The sequence below is a fragment of the Oceanibaculum indicum P24 genome (assembly GCF_000299935.1).
In the GTDB taxonomy this organism is placed as follows: Bacteria; Pseudomonadota; Alphaproteobacteria; order Oceanibaculales; family Oceanibaculaceae; genus Oceanibaculum; species Oceanibaculum indicum.
Genome location: NZ_AMRL01000029.1, coordinates 24,373 through 42,979, shown reverse-complemented (window position 1 = coordinate 42,979; position 18,607 = coordinate 24,373). Strand labels below are relative to the sequence as shown.

Sequence of the window (18,607 nt, the reverse complement as noted above, 5' to 3'; positions counted from 1 at the left end):
GCCGGTATCCGGGTCGCTGCCCGTCACCGTATAGGCGGTGCCGGTGCCATTCTCCGCAAAGCTGGCGGTCGCGTCGGAAGTCACCGTCGGCGCGTCGTTCTCGCCGGTGATGCTGATCGCGACATATTCGACATTAAAAGAAAAGGCCGTCGGACCGCTGACTACAGCCGTGCTGGCCGTCGCCCCGTTCGAGCCGCTGGTCTGGTCCCAGGCGCGGAAGGTGAGGACATCGGTGATCTCGCCTTCAACATTCTCGTTCGGCCGGAAATAGAGCAGCGCATCCCCATTCAGCAACAGGCTGTCCGAATTGCCGGGTGTACCGGCCGAGGCCCAGGTCGCACCCGAATCGATCGAATAATAGAGGGTACCCTGCGTGCTGACGCCGATAACCGCAATGCCGGCGACAGCACCACTGTCGGCATCGGTGACGGCCCCGGTCAGCAGGCTGGATACCGTCACGCTGTTCGCCGTGCTGCCATTGGTCGGCGCGGGCAGATCCTCCGCTACCGTGCCGAAGCTGGGCGATTTAGAATTGTCCAGCACCGGCGCGTCGTTCACGGCGGTGATGTTGATCTTCACCTGCTTGTCAGCTGCAAGGCCGAGCGTGCCGTCGGTCGCGCTGATGGTCAGCGTCGCTGCGTCATTCCCGCTGGCATTGGTGGCACCGGTATATTTGATGTTGCTGGCGTTATCGAGGTAGGAGTTGATGTCGCCCGCTGTTCCGTACAGCGTAATGGTCTTCGAATCGGGCAGAAGAGTCTCGGTGACACTGCTGTCCGCCCCGTCTGCCAGCGTACTGAAGCTGCCGGCATCCACCTTCAGCGTGACGGTGATGTGGTCGTCATCCACATCCTCGAAAGTGAGGCTGGAGAGATCGACATTGCTTTCCGCATCCTCGGTGACGGTCAGCGTGGCCGGTTCGCCCGACATTGTCGGCGCGTCGTTCACCGCGGTGATGTTGATCTTGACCTGCGGGTTCGAGGACAGGTTGTTCGTGCCGTCGCTGGCACTGACCGTGATCGTCGCCGCATTGTTGCCGGCGATATTGGCGCCGCCCGTATAGTTGATGTTGGATGCGGTATCCAGATAGGTGTTGATGTCTGCCGCCTTGCCAACCAGCGTGATGGTCTTGGCATTGACCAGCGTTTCGGTGACCCCGGCTCCGACAGCGCTCCCGTCCACCGGCGTGCTAAAGCTGCCGGAAGTCACCGACAGCGTGACCGTCAGCGTGTCGCCATCGCTGTCCGCGAAACTCAGGGCCGACAGATCGACAGTGCCCGCCGTATCCTCGGTGACGGTGATCGTGGCTGGCGTGCCGGTAACGGTTGGCGCCGCGTTCAGGCTGGTCTGGAAGATAAAGTCGTCGAGGGCAAGTTCAGCGCCGTTGCCACCTGGGGCAGTGGAAATTTTAATTCCATATGCCTCGGCATTGCTGAATGTATATGTCTTGAAATTCCCTGGATCAGTGACGTCCCCATTTGTAATGTTGTCGATATTTTTACTGCTTCCATCTATTGGATCGCCACTGGAATCCAGCAACACAATTGTCGGGGTTCCGTAATCATTAGCGCTTATTTTCAATGATGTAACATAGAATGCAAGATTCCCCGGTCGAGATATCGTTAAAGAAAATCCCTGATCACCTGGATCAAATATATCGTCGATATAAATATAATCGCCGATGGTGAAATTTTCATTATTAGAAAGGTTTCCAGCTGTATACAGCATCGCTACGCCATCGTCTGTGACGGTGATGCTGGGGCTGCTTCCGCTCGTGCTTTCCCCTTCAAAATCATGCGTCACCAGTACGGCGCGGAACTCGCCGGCCAGTCCGGCGGCGAAGGGCATCGGCACGGGCTGCGCGAGATCACGGCGGAACAGCGTCCAGTCACCGCCGAGGTCAGCATGGCCGACGAGGCTGTCCGTGGCGGCAACCGCACGCCCGGTCAGCGCCTCCAGCCGGTCCAGCAGGGCCTCACCCGCCGCACCCGCCGCGACACGGCAGCCATAGAGAGAGATCAGCCCGTCCGGCGCCAGAGCGGCGCCGATGGCGGCCAGCGCATCGGTGCGCGTGTCAAGCAGGTCTGCTGTCAGCGGCGTCGCGCCCAGATACAGCGCGCCCGGCGCGCCATGCGCGACCAGCAGCAGATCTTCAATGCCCGCCTCACCAGATATCCGGTTCGCGATATGAGCTAGCGCGTCTTCCTGCGCGCCAATCCGCGACACCAGCGCGCCATGCGGCAGATGCCGCTGCAGGGTTTCGGTCTGCGGAACGCGCGAATCGACGAAAATCAGGCTGCCCACCACTCTACCCTCAATCAATCTAGTGAATCCAGGCATGTCTATTTGACGATCATCAAAATAATACTTAGATCGAACAAAGCAACTGAAATATAAAACTTACGAATTCTATCAAATCTGACCAATTCTGACAGAATTGTAATAAATTTGTACTGTGGAGGCGGGGCATGACTTCTTATATCGGTGAAGTAAGGTGGTTTCCCTTTGACTATGAGGTCCAGGGATGGGCGATCTGCGATGGCCGCAAATTGACCATCAACGAGGACACGCAAGCCTTGTTTGTCCTTATCGGTAACTATTTCGGCGGAGACGGGCGTACCACCTTCGCTCTGCCGGATTTGCGGGGGCGTACCATTGCGGGGATTAACAACAATCCGCCCCAGTATCTGGGAACGCTTTTCGGTTTCGAGAGTGTTCTGCTCTCTGAAAAGCAGATGCCGACGCACAGCCACGATGCCAGGTCGGTCAGTGCCGCTGGTAACCGGCTGACGGCGAATGGGGCAATCCCTGCCGGCACGACCTTCAATCTTTACGGCGGGGGCAGCACGGTCCCACTCAGCACCCAGATGGTGGGCTTTGCCGGCTATGGCCAGCCGCATGACAATATGCAGCCCTTTCTCGTGCTGAATGCCTGCATCTGCTACCAGGGCGCCTTTCCGACCAGGCAGGCCACATCGGAAAACGAAGGAGAAGCCTCATGAGCGCGCCTGGCGATTCACCCCAGATCGAATGCTACAATGGCGAAATCCGGCTGTTCGCCGGTAGTTGGGCGCCGAGAGGCTGGGAAATCTGCGATGGCACCCAGCCCGAACCCTATCAGATATTCCTGGCGCCGGACCTGCGTGGCCGCGTGCCGATTGGCCAGGGGCAGGGGCCGGGTCTCTCGCCGCGCAATTTTGGCGATACCGGCGGTTCAGAAACAGTGTCGCTGACCCTGCCGCAGATGCCCAACCATACGCATGATGCCTTTGCGGGGGGCAGTGCCGCCTATTTCAGTAATCCGAACCGTTATATGTGGGCGGCGCAGAACAGTGCCGGCATCGCTGGCCCCTACGCCTGGCCAAACTCTAGCTCCACGCCGACACTGTTCGATCCGGGCTTTCTGGCAACAGTCGGCGGCAGCGGCGGCAATACCGCCGACGCACATGAGAATATGATGCCGACCATGGCGCTGAACTACATCCAGGCGCAGAATGGAAATTTCCCTGAGCGCTATGACGGCGATGTCGTGTGCAAGGTCTTCGGGTCGCTTGACGACGCCTATGTCGGGGAAGTCCGTCTTGCCTGTCTGCCCTTCACGCCGGATGGCTGGTTGCCCTGCGATGGCCGTCTGCTGCCAATGCCAGCGTCGAACGATGATCCCTATGTGCTGCTTTTCACGATACTGGGCTGGAATTTCGGCGGCAGCGTCAATGACAAGACATTCGGCATCCCCAATCTGGGTTCCATGGCGGTGATGGGTATTGGCCAGGGGCCGGGCCTCAGCAACCGGACGCTGGGCCAGACGGCAGGCGACGCGAGCGTTACGCTGCAGACGAACGAGCTGCCGCCGCATTCGCACAGCTATACCGGCTATGTTCCGCCGGATCCGGGCGATCTGTTGCCGGGCCCGCAGCACGGCGTCGCCCTGGCCTACAGCCCGGGGCAGCGGCTTTTTTCCAATGCCGATCCGGATGGCAGTATGGCGCCGCAATCCATCGGCGAAATGGGCGGCGGGGAGGCGCATGAGAACCGGCAGCCCGGCCTGACGCTCGCTTATTTCATCTGCTACAAGGGCGTGTACCCGATGCGCAGCAGCCAGGAGCATGAAAGCGAGGCCGCCGCGATCGAAGCCGCCCTGGCAGCAGCGGGATTAAAGGCTGGCTGAAGCCTGTCAGTGCCGGTTGCCCAGGGCCGGGCGCCATGAAGCGCGCGTCCTGGGCAACGCTCTGGTCAGCCAGTTTGCCGTTATGGTCTGAATGACGGGGAAAATGGCGCACCCGGCAGGATTCGAACCTGCGGCCTCTGCCTTCGGAGGGCAGCACTCTATCCAGCTGAGCTACGGGTGCATCCGGTGCCGGCCTCGCGAAGCACAGGGCGAAGCGCGGGCGGCCATCGTTTTGCGAGGCGCACCATAGGCGAAACCGCGGGGCGATGCAAATAGGGAAGCGCGGTTCTGGTCACGAAGCCGGCGCGGCAAGCCGCTTCGGGCCGCACAGACCGTCCGGCCAGGCGCCGGGCGCCTCGCTGCCGGAGGGTAGCGGCGCCTTCGCATCGTCCAGCCAAGCCAGGATATCGCGCAGCACGAGAGGGCCGTTCAGGTCGCGCAGCAGCATGTGCCAGCCCTCGGGATAGAGCGCCATGCGCGGCTGCTGCGGCACCTGCGCCCAGTCGCGGTCGAGCAGCCGGCACAGCGGCCCGGCCGGGACGATCTGGTCGTGCCGTCCATAGAGGATGAGGCTGGGAACGCTGGCAGGCGGGCCGGCCTCCAGTGCTGCGTCCATCAGGTTCACCAGACCCCAGATCGCCTCGATCCGCGTCTCCTTCACCACCAGCGGGTCGCGGCCCAGCCGGCGCAGCATGTCGAGATGGTCGGAGGCCCAGCGTTTCAGCCCGCGCCCGGTGAGGGTCATCCAGGGCACGGTATGCGCGCCCAGCCAGAGGGCTGCCCGCTGATAGAACGGCATGGTGGCGCGGCCCCAGACGGCTGGCGCGACGAGCACGGCGCGGTCTGCCGATGGCGGGATCGGCTGGGCCAGCGCGGACAGCACGACGGCGCCGCCCATGCTCACCCCCAGCAGCGTGACCGGCCTGCCCGGATATTGCGCGCGCACCAGCTTCGTCATCTGCGACAGGTCGGCGGTCATGCGCCCGACTCCGCTCCAGCTGCCGGGATGCGGATTCAGGCCGAAGCCGCGCTGGTCATAGGCAAAGACCGCCTGGCCGGATGCCGCCAGCAGCGGCCCGGCAGCGGCGAAGGCATTGCGGTAATCGTTGAAGCCATGCAGCGCCACGATCACGCCTTCGACCGGGCGGAGGGTCGGCCGCCACTGCACATAGGGCAGTTCCACCCCGTCGGACATTCGGGCCGCGCCATGCGTCTCGGCGACGGGCAGCGTATGCGGCGGCGCCAGCGTGTGCTTCGTGCCGCTGGCGGGTTCGGGCAGCGACAGCAGGGCCGGCGTCGCCTGGACCATATCGGAGGGCGGGATGCCGATGGCGGGGATGCAGCCCGGCGCCATCACGCCCAGCCCCAGCGCAAACAGCAGGAGCAGCGCCGATGCCCGCATGATGCGCCGCCGCCCTGGCATCCTGGCCTCCTGGCCCCTTATGCCGCCGTGGCCGGCTTGCGCTGCCGGTCCTGCCCGCTGGCAGTTAGCTGCAAGAAAATATCCTCAAGGTCGGTCTCCTCGGTGGAGAGGTCGGCGACGGACAGTCTGCTGGCGGCCAGCGCGTCGAGGATATCGCCGATGCGGGTGCGGCTCGGGCGGTACTGCAGGACCAGCAGCCGGCCGCCTTGCTGCAGTTCCGGCTCGAACGGGCTGAGCGCCGGCGGGACCGCCGCGACCGGTTCGGCCAGGCTGATCTTCAGCGTCTTGCCGTCGATCCGGCGCAGCAGCGTCTCCTTGCTCTCGCAGGCGACCAGCTTGCCATGATTGATGATGGCGATGCGGTCGCACAGCTCCTCGGCCTCTTCCAGATAATGCGTGGTGATGACCACCGTCACCCCTTCGCGGTTCAGCTTGCGCACCTCGTTCCACAGCTGCTGGCGCAGCTCGATATCGACGCCGGCAGTCGGTTCGTCCAGCACCAGCACCGGCGGGTTGTGCACCATCGCCTTGCCGACCAGCAGCCGCCGGCGCATGCCACCCGACAGGCTGCGCGCATAGGCGTCCGCCTTGTCGGTCAGGCCGATGCGGGCCAGGATCTCGTCGGTGCGGCGCTCGGATTTCGGCACGCCATACATGCCGGCCTGGATGTCCAGTGCCTCGCGCGCGGTGAAGAAGGCGTCGAGGTTCAGCTCCTGCGGCACCACCCCGATGGCGCTGGCGGCCTGGCGAGGATGGGCGTCGATATCGATGCCCCAGATGCGCGCGCTGCCCTCGGTCTTGCGCACCAGCCCGGCCAGGATGTTGATCAGCGTCGATTTGCCCGCGCCGTTCGGCCCCAGCAGGGCGAAAAGGCTGCCGCGCGGCACCGCGAGATCGACATGGTCGAGCGCCAGCTTCTCGCCGGATTTGCCGCGGTAGAGCTTGGTGAGGCCCGATATTTCGATGGCGTTTTCGGGCTGGACAGGGGTGTTGCGGTCGGCGAAAGCCGTCATGGAACCACTCGACAGTTGATCGCGGGGCGGCAATGGGTATCATCCGCCGAGCGAATGGGCAAATCATCGGGCCTTAGCCAGGCCTCGGAGTAGGCGGAACATGAACATGGCGACGACCATGCAGCCTGTCGAGACCATCGACGTAACGGAAACGCGCGTGGCCTGCGATGGCGGCGGCGGTGCGCTGGGCCATCCGCGGGTCTTTCTCAATCTGGGGGCCGACGGCAAGGTCGATTGCCCCTATTGCGGCCGCCGCTTCCAGATGAAGCCGGGCGCCAAGCCGTCCGCCGGTCACTGAGGTAAAGCGTAAGCCTAAAGCCTAGAAGCCTGCGGTCGCGCAGAACGCGACCCAGAGCTGCTGCAGCAACGCGCTTTCCGCTGCATAAGGCAGGGCGAACAGCCCGATCACGGCAAAGACCAGAAACACGGAGAACTGCACCAGCGCCGTCGTTGAAACGCGATGGCGGGGTTGCCGCATATCGTCCGTACCCTTGCTCATGGCCTATAGATTAGCATCGTTGGGTGGAATTCAAAGGCCAGTAACGGGCCGGCGCAAGCGGATGACGCCACGCACCTCGTCGGGCGCTATCGGCTTGCCCTTGCGCAGGATCTCGATCTCCCCGGCCTCGGCCATCTGGACGGCGACGCGCCGTGTCTCCGTCATGAAGCGGTTCCAGTCCTCCGGGCGCACCGCCCGCGCCGCCTCCGACGGGCATATCGACTTGCCCGGCCCGCGTGCCGCCGTCAGGGCCAGGATTTCCGCGCGCAATTGCCCCCGCAGATCCTTCGCTTCGGTCATGCCGCTTCCTCCTGTCGCCGCCGTAACATGATTCCAGTATAGTCCGTGCCATGACCGGATCGATCGACTCTCTTTTCGTCGCTGCCGTGACCTTCGTCGCCGCCCATTTCCTGCTGGCCAGCCAGCCGGTGCGCGCGGGCGTGGTGCGGGCCATTGGCGAAGTTGGCTTCATGATCGCCTATTCCGGCATCTCGACGGTGCTGTTCGTCTGGATGCTGGCTGCCTATGGCAACGCGCCCTATGCCGATGTCTGGTATCCGGCCCCCTGGACCCGGCATGTCGTCTTCACCATCATGCCGTTCTCCGTGCTGCTGGTGGTGCTGGGCTACCTCACCCCGAACCCGACGGCAGTCGGCGGAGAGCGCGCCTTCGAGGCGCCCGACCCTGCGCCCGGCATCTTCCGTGTCACCCGGCATCCGGTGATGTGGGGCATTGGCCTGTGGGCGCTGGTGCATCTGCTGGCGAATGGCGATCAGGCCAGCATCGTGCTGTTCGGCGCGCTCGCCATCCTGGCCTTCGGCGGCATGCTGGCGGTCGATTCCAAGCGGGCGCGGAAGATGGGCGCGAAATGGGGCCCGCTGGCGATGACCACCTCCATCATCCCCTTTATGGCCATTCTGGAAGGGCGCGCGCGGTTCGACTGGCCGGGCATTGGCTGGCGGCGCCTTGGCATCGCGCTGGCCGTGTTTCTGCTGCTGATGCTGGGGCACCCCTATTTCGCCGGGGTGGCGCTGCTGCATTAAACTATGGGCACCGCCGTGCGGGTGACCGGCGGGTCGCCGTCCGGAGCATTCCGCGGCACGGGGTCGAAACGGTAGAGCGTAGCGCCGAAGATGAAGCGCGGTGCGCCCTCCCCATCCAGCAGCGGCAGGACCAGCCTTTCGCCGGTCGCGGACAGGCCGTATTCGCTCATCCGATAGACGAAGCCGTGCATATGCAGGATCGTCGGTGCGCCGCCATCAAGGCCCAGCACCTCGCGGTAAAAGGGCTGGATGCGGGCCAGCGCCTGCGGCGAAAGGAATTCATCGATATAGCGCCCGAAGGAGATGCCGGGATGCACCCGCCGGATTTCCTCGCCGGACAGCCGGTAGAGGAACCGGTCCGGCGCCGCCTCGTACTGCACCAGCCAGACATTGGGCAGCAGCCTCGGGAAATCTACCGGGTCGATATCGGCGCGGTAGGGGATCGGCCTGTCACCGCGCTTGCTCTGCCAATAATCGGCAAGCCGCGCCAGGCGCGGGTCCTGTATATGGCTGAGATCGATGATGTCGGCGCGATACATGGGTGTCAGCGCCCCATAGCCCGTCTATCCAATGGCTGGCCGATCCGGCCTGCCATCGTGAAATGGCGGGCCCGGCTTCCCGTCGGTAAGAGAATGCCGGGCCTGCCTTTCATGGTCAGCCGCGGGCGTTCTTGGCGAGGCGCAGGCGCAACGCGTTCAGCTTGATGAAGCCCTGGGCGTCGCGCTGGTCATAGACCGTGTCTTCCTCGAAGGTGACATGCGCGGCGCTGTACAGGCTGTGCGGCGACTTGCGCCCGACCACATCGACATTGCCCTTGTAGAGCTTCAGCCGGACGGTGCCGCTGACATATTTCTGCGAGGCGTCGATGGCGGCCTGGATCATCTCGCGCTCCGGCGAGAACCAGTAGCCATTGTAGATCAGCTCGGCATAGCGCGGCATCAGCTCGTCCTTCAGATGCGCCTGGCCGCGATCCAGCGTGATCTGCTCGATGCCGCGATGGGCCGCCAGCAGGATGGTGCCGCCCGGCGTCTCGTAGATGCCGCGCGACTTCATGCCGACATAGCGGTTCTCGACCAGATCGAGGCGGCCGATTCCGTTCTTGCCGCCCAGCTCGTTCAGCTTGGTCAGCAGCTCGGCCGGGCTCATCTTCACGCCATCGACGGCAACCGCGTCGCCCTTCTCGAACTCGACCTCGATATAGGTCGGCTGGTCCGGGGCCTTTTCCGGGTCGACGGTGCGGGAATAGACGTAGTCAGGCGCTTCCTGCCACGGGTCTTCCAGAACCTTGCCCTCGGCCGAGATGTGCAGCAGGTTCGCATCGACCGAGAAGGGCGCCTCGCCGCGCTTGTCCTTGGCGATGGGAATCTGGTTCTTCTCGGCATAGTCGATCAGCTTGGTGCGGGAGTTCAGGTCCCATTCACGCCAGGGGGCGATTACCTTGATGTCCGGCTTCAGCGCATAATAGGAAAGCTCGAAGCGCACCTGGTCGTTGCCCTTGCCGGTGGCGCCGTGGGCGACTGCATCGGCGCCGACCTGTTCGGCGATCTCGATCTGGCGCTTGGAGATCAGCGGCCGGGCGATCGAGGTGCCGAGCAGGTAGAGCCCTTCGTAAAGGGCATTGGCGCGGAACATCGGGAAGACGAAGTCGCGCACGAATTCCTCGCGCAGATCGTCGATGAAGATTTCCTTCACGCCCATCATCTCGGCCTTCTTGCGGGCAGGCTCCAGTTCCTCGCCCTGGCCGAGATCGGCGGTGAAGGTCACCACCTCGCAATTATAGGCATCCTGCAGCCAGCGCAGGATCACCGAGGTATCAAGGCCGCCGGAATAGGCCAGCACGACCTTCTTGATTTTCTTGTCCGCCATGGGAAACGCGCCTTCTGACGTAGATTAGGGGGATGCGGAAGTGGGCCGGGAGTATAGGCGAAAGCCAATGTCCGGCAAGAGGCGATCAACGCGCTTTATGACGCATGGAAGGCGATCTTGCCGTCGCTCGTCTGTATTGGCCGTTGACAAGTCTTGTCGCCGCCGGGAACATGTTGCGCATAAACTAAATAAGCGAACCCGAAAATGGGTCGCAACATGGGAGGACTCACAATGACCCAGCTCAAAGGGATAAAGGCATATTGCGCGGGTGCCGCAGCGGCAGCCGCGCTGTTCGTCGCCGCACCGGCCCAGGCCGACATCAAGATCGGCGTGATCTTCGACTATACTGGCCCGTTCGCGGCCGGCGGGTCGCAGGCCGCCGCGATCGGCACCAAGTCGGCCATCGACATCATCAATGAGCGCGGCGGTGTCGAGGGCCACAAGATCGTGGCGACCTACGCCGATGCGCAGTCCAAGGCCGAGGTGGCGATCAACGAGATGACCCGCCTGCTGGAGCAGGAAAAGGTCGATGTCATCATGGGCGTGTTCTCCAGCGCGCACTGCGTGCCGATGGCCCAGCGCGTCGATCAGCTGAAGAAGTTCATGTGGGCGAATGTCTGCGTCGCCTCTTCCGTGTTCAAGGGCAAGAACCTGCAATATGCCTTCCGCGCTCAGGTCCATTCCGACCAGTTCGGCGCGGCCTCCTGCACCTTCACCCATGAGAATGCGAAGGCGAAGCTGGGCAAGGATCCGAAGGATGTGCGCGTCGCCATCATCTATGAGGATGGTCCCTACGGTGCCGGCGTCGCCTCGGGCAATGAGGCGAAGTGCAAGGAACTCGGCATGAACATCGTGCTGAAGGAAGGCTATGCCGCGACCGCACCCGACCTCTCCAGCCTGGTCACCAAGCTGCGCCGCGAGCGCCCGGACGTCATCCTGCACACCGGTTACAATCCCGACATCACCCTTTTCCTGCGTCAGGCGCGCGAGCTCGGCCTGAAGTGGGGCGCGCTGATCGGTCATGGTGCCGGCTACGGCCAGATCGACAAGCTGCGCGAGACCTTCGGCGCCGATGCCAACTACATCTACAATGTCGATCCGGTGGCGGCCCAGCTGCTTGACCCGAAGACGCTGGCGCCGGGCCTGGGCGACGTGACCGCCGAGATGGTGAAGCGCTACAAGGCAGAGACCAAGGCCGACCAGGTGCCGCCGCACACCTCCATGGGCTTCAACCAGACCTGGATCTTCCTGACCGACGTGCTGCCGCGCGCGATCAAGAAGTATGGCGGCTTCGATCCGGAGGCGCTGCGCAAGGCCGCGCTCGACACCGACATCCCGGTCGGTGGCACGATCCAGGGCTATGGCGTGAAGTTCTATGGTCCGGGCACCGAGATGGCGGGTCAGAACGAGCGGTCCAGCCCGGTCGTCATGCAGTACATCGATGGCGACACCAAGGTGGTCTGGCCGGCGGCTATCAAGACGGTCGATCCGGTGCTGCCGTTGCCGAAGGGCCACGTCTACGCCCGCTGAGGGTGCGGACGGCCCTGCCCTTCACCAGAGTTCGGATTTCCGTGGCAACGGCGGATGATTCATGCTGACCGTATCTAACCTGACCAAGCGGTTCGGTGGTTTCACCGCCGTTGACCATGTGTCCTTCAGTCTGGAGCAGGGCGAGATATTGGGGCTGATCGGCCCCAATGGCTCCGGCAAGAGCACGACCTTCAACCTGATCGCCGGCACGCTGGCCCCGACGGAAGGCAGCATCAGCTTCCTGGGGCAGGAGATTGGCGGCCAGCGGCCGATGGATGTCTGCCATCTGGGTATCGGCCGCACCTTCCAGATACCGCGGCCCTTCAAGCGGCTGTCGATCCTGGAGAATGTGGCTGTCGCCGCCTATTACGGCCAGAACGGCCGGGTCTCGCGGCAGCAGGCCTGGGCCCAGGCAGAGGAAGCGCTGGGCCTGGTGAACCTGCCGACCGATGCGAAGGCCTCGGTTGACGGGCTGGGGGCGGCCGGCTTGAAGAAGCTGGAGCTGGCCCGCGCGCTGGCCACCCAGCCGAAGTTGCTGCTGGCCGACGAGAGCCTGGGCGGCCTCGATGAGCAGGAGATGGACCAGGCTGCCGACATGCTGAGCATGATCCGGCGCGAGAAGAACATCACCATTATCTGGGTGGAACACATCATGGGCGTGCTGATGCGCGTCGTGGACCGGGTGATGGTGCTCGACCACGGCGAGAAGATATCGGAGGGCCTGCCGCGCGAGGTCGCCAGCGACCCAAGGGTGGTGGAGGTCTATCTCGGCTCCGAGCGGGTCGAGATCGCGGAGACGGGAGAGGCCCGTGCTTGAGCTTGCCAATGTCTCCGCCGGCTACGGCACATTCCAGGCGCTGTTCGATGTCAGTCTTCAGGTGAAGGCCGGCGAGGCGGTGGCGGTCATCGGCCCGAACGGGGCCGGCAAGACGACGCTGCTGCGCGTCATCTCGAAGCTGATCGACATCGAGAAGGGCGACATCACCATGGAAGGGGCGTCGCTGCGCGATGTGGCGCCCTTCAAGGTGATCGAAATGGGCATTTCCCATGTGCCGGAACATCGCCGCCTGTTCCCCCGCCTGACGGTGGAGGAGAATCTGCGGATGGGCGCCTATATCCCGTCCGCCCGGGCGCATTTCAGGGATCGCCTGGATTTCGTCTATTCGCTGTTTCCGCGCATGAAGGAACGGCGCGACCAGCTGGCCGGCACCATGTCGGGCGGCGAGCAGCAGATGTGCGCCATCGGCCGGGGCCTGATGAGTGGGCCGAAGCTGCTGCTGCTGGACGAGCCGTCCGCCGGGCTTGCCCCGGTTATCGTGCAGCAGGTCTTCGAGCTGGTGCAGCGCATCCGCGAGGAGGGCTACACGGTGCTGATCGTCGAGCAGAACATCCAGCAGGTGTTGCGGGTCGTGGACCGCGCCTACCTGCTGGAGGTCGGCCGCATCAAGCTGTCCGGCAAGGCGCAGGACCTGCTGGCCAGCGAGGAAATCCGCAAGGCCTATATCGGGCTCTAGGGGGAAGCAGGGGACATGGAAATCTTCGATATCTTCCTTCTGGAAGCGATCCTGAACGGCATTCTGCTGGGCGGGGTGCTGGCGCTGCTGGCGCTGGGCCTGAACCTCGTCTTCGGTGTCATCGACGTGGTCTGGATCTGCTATGCCGAGCTGGTGATGATCGGCATGTACACGGTCTACTGGCTGTTCGCCTTTTACGGCGTGCCGATCGTGCCGGCCTTCCTGGCGGGCATCGTCATTGTGGCCGCCGCCGGCGCCCTGCTGCATTACCTTGTCATAAGGCCGATCCTGGGGGCGGCGCCGATCAACCAGCTGTTGGTGACCGGTGGCGTGCTGTTCTTCCTGCAGGCGCTGGCGACGCTGGTGTTCGGCGTGGAGTTCCGCAATATCGGGCTGCGCCTGCCGGTGCTGGAATTCGCCGACATGTATTTCAGCTTTGCCCGCGTGCTGGCCTTCGTCACCGCGCTGGCCGGGATGGTGGCGCTCTATTTGTTCCTGACGCGCACCTATATCGGCACGGCGATCCGCGCCATCAGCCAGGACCGCGAGATCATGCCGCTGATGGGGGTGAACCCTCAGCGCGTCTATCTGATGACCTCGGCCATCGGCGGCGGGCTTGCCGGCCTGTCGGCCTGCCTGCTGGTGCTGCAATATGACGTGCATCCGGCCATCGGCCTCAGCTTCGGGCCGATCACCTTCATGATCTGTGTCATGGGCGGGCTCGGTAACATGATCGGCGGCTTCGTTGCGGCCTTCATCTTCAGCCAGTTCATCTCCATCGGCGGTTTCTTCTTCGCCATCGAGTGGGGCTATGTGATCGCCTTCGCCTTCTTCATCCTGATGATGTTCCTGAAGCCGCAAGGCATCCTGTCGAGGAGGCGCTGAGATGCCGCGTATGTTGCCTTGGCTGATCGCCGTCGCGGTGCTTGCCGTCATCCCGTTCCTCGGGCTCGGCAATTACTATCTGCATCTGCTGATCACCATCCTGATCTGGGGCTTCATCTATACCAGCTGGTCGCTGATGGGCCGGTTCGGGCTGGTGTCACTGGGCCATGGTGCTTTCCTGGGCATCGGTGCCTATACGGTGACGCTGCTGTGGAACGATGCCGGCCTGTCGCCCTGGATCGGCATTCCCATCGCCATGGTGTTCGCCGGCATCGTGGCGGTGCTGATCGGTTATCCCTGCTTCCGCTTCCGCATCGTCGGCCATTATTTCGCGCTGGTGACGCTGGCCTTGAGTGAGGTGGTACGCCTGACCATCGTGGCGCTGCGCGACACCACGGGCGGCTCGCTGGGCATCACACCGCGCTCGGCAGACACGCCCAATTCACTGATGGCGCTGCAATTCTCCGACAAGGAAACCTTCTTCTACATCGCGCTGGCGGTCTGGCTGTTCGGCCTGTGGGTGTGGAAGCTGGTGGACCGGTCGATGGCGCGCTATGCGCTGGAAGCGATCTCCGAGGAGGAGGATGCGTCGGCCTCGCTCGGCATGAATGTGACCCGCACCAAGCTGACCATCACGGTGCTGAGCGCCATGCTGACCGCGCTGGGCGGTGTGCTCTACGCGCAGTACCAGCTCTATATCAACCCGGAGACCATGTCGGGCATCGCCATCAGCCTGCAGATCGTGTTCGCGGTCATCGCCGGCGGCATGTATGTGCAGCTTGGCCCTACGGTGGGGGCGGTCTTCACACTGCTGCTGGCGGAATCGCTGCGCATCCTGGTCGGCCATGATGTGCACGGGCTGGACGGTACGATCTACGGTCTGCTGCTGGTGCTGTTCATCATCTTCATGCCGAAGGGCATCCTGGGCGCGCTGCTGGAACGGCTGGAGAAACGCGGCGAGGCGAGCCGGCCGGCAAAGCCCGCCCCGGCGGAGTGAGGCTTATTGCGCTCATCACGCCAGTTTGTTACCATACAGGTAACGCTATGAGGTGCGCTTGGCAATTTCCCGCATCCGCCACAAGGGGCTGCGTGAGCTTTTCGAGACCGGACGGAGTGCGCGTGTCGGTCGCGATCTCCAGCGCAATGCGCTGCTCATACTCGACCATCTTGATGCGGTAGCTGACCTTGCCGACTGCGAGGGCGTGAAAGATTTCCACCCCTTGCAAGGCAGCCGCCGGGGGCAGTATTCGATGCATGTTTCCGGCAACTGGTGCATCACCTTCACTTTCGACGGCAAGGATGTCGAGGTGATCGATCTGGAGGATTACCATTGATGACCGGTTTGCAACGCCATCGCCGTCCGACCGCGCCGGGTGAGATACTGCGGGAGCATTATCTGGTGCCGCGCGGTGTTTCCGTGACGGACCTGGCCGAAACGCTGGGTGCCAGCCGCAAGCAGATAAGTCTGTTGGTGAACGGGCATGTGCGAGTGACGCCCGAAATGGCGGCGCGGCTTGCCAAGTCGCTGGGGACGACGACACGCTTCTGGCTGAACCTGCAAACGGCAGTGGATGCCTATGATGCCGATCAGGCGGCGGAGGGCTGGCAGCCAGGGCGCGTCCTCGGTCGTCCCGCTGCCTGAGCGCTTCATATTGAAACGGCTTGATTCGGCGGCGGCTTGACGGCAGCTATGGCGGTCATGGACTCGCTGATCGATGCCGCTCTCGGCAATCTTCTCTCGCCGCTGGTGCTGAGCTTCGTGCTCGGGCTGGTGGCCGGCCTCGTGAAATCCGACCTCGATATGCCGGAGGTCGTGGGCAAGGCCATTGCCATCTACCTGATGTTCGCGATCGGGCTGAAGGGCGGGGTGGAGATGGGCCATGCCGGCCTTGGTCTTGCCATCCTGCCGGCACTGCTGGCGGCGCTCGCCCTCAGTTTCGGCATGCCCTACATCGCCTATCCGCTGCTGCGCCGCCTCGCCGGGGCGGATCGGGTGAATGCGGCCGCCGTGGCGGCGCATTATGGCTCGGTCAGTGTCGTCACCTTCGTCGCGGCGACGCAGATGCTGGCGCGCGACGGTACCGGCTATGAGGGCTATCTGGTCGCCATGCTGGCGGTCATGGAGACGCCGGCGATCATCGCCGGGCTGCTGCTGGCCGGCCGCGCCTTGGCGCTGGAAGGCGGTGCGATGGCGGCGGATGGCGGCGACCGCCGCGAGCTGCTGCGCGAGGTACTGGCGAACGGCTCGGTCATGCTGCTGGTCGGCGGGTTCGTCATCGGCTGGGTGAGCGGCAGCGAGGGCTATGCCGCCGTGCAGCCCTTCTTCGAGACGCCGTTCAAGGGCGTGCTCTGCCTGTTCCTGCTGGAGATGGGGCTGCTGGTCTCGCGCCGGGTGTCCGGCTTCCAGATGCTGCGGCCACGCCTCATCGCCTTCGGCCTCTATATGCCGCTGATCGGCGCCAGCCTCGGCCTTGCCGTCGCCTGGGCGCTCGGCCTGTCGGTCGGCGGCGGCACCTTGCTGGCTACGCTGGCGGCCAGCGCTTCCTACATCGCAGTGCCGGCGGCGATGCGCCTTGCCCTGCCGCAGGCCGACCCGGCGCTCTATGTTACCCTGTCACTGGGGGTGACGTTCCCCTTCAACCTGATCGCCGGCCTGCCGCTCTATGCGGCGCTCGCCCGCGCGATCCTCTGACGCGAAGGCCGCCATGACCGACGAGCTGCAGACCCATAAGAAAAAGAAGGTGGAGATCGTGGTCGAGGTGGCGCGCGCGCCCCGCATCCTGCGCATGATCACGGAGCAGGGGGCGACCGGCTATACGGTGGTGCCCAATCTTGGCGGCAAGGGACGGCGTGGGATGCGCGGCGGTGCCGATGTGGTGCAGGTGTTCGACAATGTGATGATCGTGGTGGTGACGACGGAGGAGATCGCCCGCGCCATCCTCGCCCAGTCTCAGGGGCTGCTGAAGGATTATGTCGGCATCGTCTATATGTCGGATGTCGAGGTCGTCCGGGACGAGCATTTCTGATGGCTGGCCGTTACTGGCGCGATCTCTCTACCGCTGATATCGCCGCACTCGATACAGCGCGGGCCATTGCCGTGCTGCCGGTGGCGGCCATCGAGCAGCATGGCCCGCATTTGCCGCTGTCGGTCGATGCCGATCTGAATGCCGGCATCCTGGCGCGGGCACTGGCGCTTGTGCCGGACGATCTGCCAGTGCTGGCCCTGCCGATGCAGGAAATCGGCAAGAGCAACGAGCATCAGGCCTTTCCCGGTACGTTGACCCACTCCGCCGAAGGGCTGATCCGCAGCTGGACGGAAATCGCGGAATCGGTGCGTCGGGCCGGCATCCGCAAGCTGGTGATCTTCAATTCGCATGGCGGTCAGCCGCAGATCGTGGATATCGTCGCGGTCGATCTGCGCGTGCGGTTGTCGATGCTGACGGTCGGGCGCAGCTGGTTCGATCTGGGTCTGCCCGATGGGCTGTTTCCGGAGGATGAGCTGGCCTATGGCATTCATGGCGGGGCGGTCGAGACCTCGATGATGCTGCATCTGCACCCCAATAAGGTGCGCCGCGAGCTTCTGGCCGATTTCCCCTCGCGCTACCGCGATCTGGCTGTCTCCCATCCGCTGGTTGAAAAGGCCGGCTTTGCCTGGATGACGCAGGATCTGAACGCCAGCGGTGCCATTGGCAATGCCGCGCTGGCCGATGCGGAGAAGGGGAGGCTCATCGTCGAGCTTGCGGCGGAGCGCCTTGCTGCGCTGCTGGCGGAGATCAACACGCTGCCCGCTGATCTGTTGAAAGAATAACGAAAGGGAGACGCTCCATGGCTGCTTACGAGACCCTGCTGGTCGATGTCGCGGACGGGGTGATGACGATCACGCTGAACCGGCCGGACAAGCTGAACGCCTTCACTACCGTCATGCTGGCGGAGATGACGGTGGCGCTGGATGCGGCGGAGAAGGAGGAGGCGGTGCGCGCGATCCTGATCACCGGGTCGGGGCGCGGCTTCTGCGCCGGGCAGGATCTGGGCGACCGCAAGGTGATCTCCGACGATATCGATCTCGGCGCCTCGCTGGAGGAGCGCTACAACCCGCTGGTGAAGCGACTGCGCGCCCTGCCGAAGCCGGTTGTCTGCGCGGTGAATGGCGTTGCCGCCGGGGCCGGGGCCAATTTCGCACTGTGCTGCGACATCGTGCTTGCTGCTGAATCCGCCAGTTTCATCCAGGCCTTTGCGCGCATCGGGCTGGTGCCGGATTGCGGTGGTACCTGGCTGCTGCCGCGTCTCGTCGGCCATGCCCGCGCCATGGCGCTGGCGCTGACGGCGGAGAAGCTGGAGGCAGCGCGCGCCGCCGAATGGGGGCTGATCTGGAAGGTGCTGCCCGATGCCGAGCTGATGCCGGAAGCAGTGAAGCTCGCCCGGCATCTGGCCACCCAGCCGACCCGGGCGCTGGGCCTCATCAAGCAGGCGATCCAGGCCTCGACGGGTCATTCGCTGGACGGCCAGCTCGACATGGAACGCGATCTGCAGCGCGAAGCCGGCCGCACTGCCGACTACCGCGAGGGGGTTGCCGCCTTCCTCGCCAAGCGCCCGCCGGCCTTTCAGGGGAAGTAGGGGCAGGGGAAGTAGGGGTTGCCCCGGCGCGTTTGCCGCCGCATAAGGGCCA

Annotated in this window: 22 protein-coding genes and 1 tRNA gene; 15 read left to right on the top strand and 8 right to left on the bottom strand. The window is 64.0% G+C overall.

Annotation, left to right across the window (positions count from 1 at the left end):
* Positions 1-2,304, bottom strand: a 2,304-nt coding sequence (locus tag P24_RS16515; RefSeq protein WP_008945887.1) for a DUF4347 domain-containing protein, incomplete at its 3' end; no start/stop codon positions are given.
* 164 nt (positions 2,305-2,468) lie between these two features.
* Between P24_RS16515 and P24_RS16510 the strand changes: the two genes are divergently transcribed.
* Together P24_RS16510 and P24_RS19455 are read left to right on the top strand one after the other, a co-directional pair.
* Positions 2,469-3,002, top strand: a complete 534-nt coding sequence (locus tag P24_RS16510) for a phage tail protein (protein WP_008945886.1) — start codon at positions 2,469-2,471, stop codon at positions 3,000-3,002.
* Positions 2,999-4,168: a phage tail protein gene (locus P24_RS19455; RefSeq protein ID WP_008945885.1), complete on the top strand. Its 1,170-nt coding sequence runs from the start codon at positions 2,999-3,001 to the stop codon at positions 4,166-4,168. Before P24_RS16510 ends, P24_RS19455 begins: the two co-directional genes overlap by 4 nt.
* A 104-nt stretch (positions 4,169-4,272) precedes the next feature.
* Here the strand turns inward: P24_RS19455 and P24_RS16500 are convergent.
* The 3 genes from P24_RS16500 to P24_RS16490 all read right to left on the bottom strand — a co-directional run bounded on the left by P24_RS16500 (position 4,273) and on the right by P24_RS16490 (position 6,604).
* Positions 4,273-4,349, bottom strand: a tRNA-Arg gene (locus tag P24_RS16500).
* 111 nt (positions 4,350-4,460) lie between these two features.
* Positions 4,461-5,591 carry an alpha/beta hydrolase gene (locus P24_RS16495; protein ID WP_008945884.1) on the bottom strand — a complete coding sequence of 377 codons (1,131 nt, stop codon included), beginning with the start codon at positions 5,589-5,591 and terminating at the stop codon, positions 4,461-4,463.
* Between the two features lie 17 nt (positions 5,592-5,608).
* Positions 5,609-6,604, bottom strand: coding sequence for an ABC transporter ATP-binding protein (locus tag P24_RS16490; protein ID WP_008945883.1), 996 nt, complete (start codon positions 6,602-6,604; stop codon positions 5,609-5,611).
* A 106-nt stretch (positions 6,605-6,710) separates the two neighbouring features.
* On the opposite strand from P24_RS16490, the gene P24_RS16485 reads away from it, so the two are divergent.
* Positions 6,711-6,902, top strand: a complete 192-nt coding sequence (locus P24_RS16485) for a zinc-finger domain-containing protein (RefSeq protein WP_237740209.1) — start codon at positions 6,711-6,713, stop codon at positions 6,900-6,902.
* 21 nt (positions 6,903-6,923) lie between these two features.
* Here P24_RS16485 and P24_RS20170 read toward each other — a convergent pair whose 3' ends face one another.
* A complete protein-coding gene (locus P24_RS20170; protein ID WP_156816355.1) occupies positions 6,924-7,103 on the bottom strand; it encodes a DUF2644 domain-containing protein in 180 nt (59 codons plus the stop codon).
* Positions 7,104-7,133: 30 nt separating this feature from the next.
* Positions 7,134-7,403 carry a DUF3253 domain-containing protein gene (locus tag P24_RS16480; protein WP_008945881.1) on the bottom strand — a complete coding sequence of 90 codons (270 nt, stop codon included), beginning with the start codon at positions 7,401-7,403 and terminating at the stop codon, positions 7,134-7,136.
* A 50-nt stretch (positions 7,404-7,453) separates the two neighbouring features.
* Between P24_RS16480 and P24_RS16475 the strand changes: the two genes are divergently transcribed.
* Positions 7,454-8,146, top strand: a complete 693-nt coding sequence (locus P24_RS16475; protein WP_008945880.1) for an NnrU family protein — start codon at positions 7,454-7,456, stop codon at positions 8,144-8,146.
* Here P24_RS16475 and P24_RS16470 read toward each other — a convergent pair.
* Together P24_RS16470 and P24_RS16465 are read right to left on the bottom strand one after the other, a co-directional pair.
* The gene (locus tag P24_RS16470; RefSeq protein WP_008945879.1) at positions 8,143-8,685 is read right to left on the bottom strand and encodes a PAS domain-containing protein; all 543 of its coding nucleotides are present in this window, start codon (positions 8,683-8,685) and stop codon (positions 8,143-8,145) included. The genes P24_RS16475 and P24_RS16470 overlap by 4 nt on opposite strands.
* Before the next feature lie 115 nt (positions 8,686-8,800).
* The gene (locus tag P24_RS16465) at positions 8,801-10,012 is read right to left on the bottom strand and encodes an argininosuccinate synthase (protein WP_008945878.1); all 1,212 of its coding nucleotides are present in this window, start codon (positions 10,010-10,012) and stop codon (positions 8,801-8,803) included.
* Between the two features lie 231 nt (positions 10,013-10,243).
* On the opposite strand from P24_RS16465, the gene P24_RS16460 reads away from it, so the two are divergent.
* The 11 genes from P24_RS16460 to paaG all read left to right on the top strand — a co-directional run bounded on the left by P24_RS16460 (position 10,244) and on the right by paaG (position 18,555).
* Positions 10,244-11,542, top strand: a complete 1,299-nt coding sequence (locus P24_RS16460; protein WP_008945877.1) for an ABC transporter substrate-binding protein — start codon at positions 10,244-10,246, stop codon at positions 11,540-11,542.
* Between the two features lie 61 nt (positions 11,543-11,603).
* Complete coding sequence (locus P24_RS16455) at positions 11,604-12,359, top strand: ABC transporter ATP-binding protein (RefSeq protein ID WP_008945876.1); 756 nt, start codon at positions 11,604-11,606, stop codon at positions 12,357-12,359.
* The gene (locus tag P24_RS16450) at positions 12,352-13,056 is read left to right on the top strand and encodes an ABC transporter ATP-binding protein (protein WP_008945875.1); all 705 of its coding nucleotides are present in this window, start codon (positions 12,352-12,354) and stop codon (positions 13,054-13,056) included. Before P24_RS16455 ends, P24_RS16450 begins: the two co-directional genes overlap by 8 nt.
* A gap of 15 nt (positions 13,057-13,071) precedes the next feature.
* Positions 13,072-13,941 (top strand): branched-chain amino acid ABC transporter permease, encoded by an 870-nt coding sequence (locus P24_RS16445; RefSeq protein ID WP_008945874.1) that lies wholly within the window; start codon positions 13,072-13,074, stop codon positions 13,939-13,941.
* Between the two features lies 1 nt (position 13,942).
* On the top strand, positions 13,943-14,938 hold the full coding sequence (locus P24_RS16440; RefSeq protein ID WP_008945873.1) for a branched-chain amino acid ABC transporter permease: 996 nt from the start codon (positions 13,943-13,945) through the stop codon (positions 14,936-14,938).
* 52 nt (positions 14,939-14,990) lie between these two features.
* A complete protein-coding gene (locus tag P24_RS16435) occupies positions 14,991-15,275 on the top strand; it encodes a type II toxin-antitoxin system RelE/ParE family toxin (RefSeq protein ID WP_051013167.1) in 285 nt (94 codons plus the stop codon).
* Positions 15,275-15,583: a HigA family addiction module antitoxin gene (locus tag P24_RS16430; RefSeq protein WP_008945870.1), complete on the top strand. Its 309-nt coding sequence runs from the start codon at positions 15,275-15,277 to the stop codon at positions 15,581-15,583. Before P24_RS16435 ends, P24_RS16430 begins: the two co-directional genes overlap by 1 nt.
* A gap of 48 nt (positions 15,584-15,631) precedes the next feature.
* Complete coding sequence (locus P24_RS16425) at positions 15,632-16,633, top strand: sodium-dependent bicarbonate transport family permease (protein WP_008945869.1); 1,002 nt, start codon at positions 15,632-15,634, stop codon at positions 16,631-16,633.
* Positions 16,634-16,646: 13 nt separating this feature from the next.
* A complete protein-coding gene (locus P24_RS16420) occupies positions 16,647-16,967 on the top strand; it encodes a DUF190 domain-containing protein (RefSeq protein WP_008945868.1) in 321 nt (106 codons plus the stop codon).
* Positions 16,967-17,749: a creatininase family protein gene (locus P24_RS16415; protein ID WP_008945867.1), complete on the top strand. Its 783-nt coding sequence runs from the start codon at positions 16,967-16,969 to the stop codon at positions 17,747-17,749. The genes P24_RS16420 and P24_RS16415 overlap by 1 nt, the downstream gene beginning before the upstream one ends.
* 17 nt (positions 17,750-17,766) lie before the next feature.
* The gene (gene paaG / locus P24_RS16410; protein ID WP_008945866.1) at positions 17,767-18,555 is read left to right on the top strand and encodes a 2-(1,2-epoxy-1,2-dihydrophenyl)acetyl-CoA isomerase PaaG; all 789 of its coding nucleotides are present in this window, start codon (positions 17,767-17,769) and stop codon (positions 18,553-18,555) included.
* Positions 18,556-18,607 lie beyond the last annotated feature (52 nt).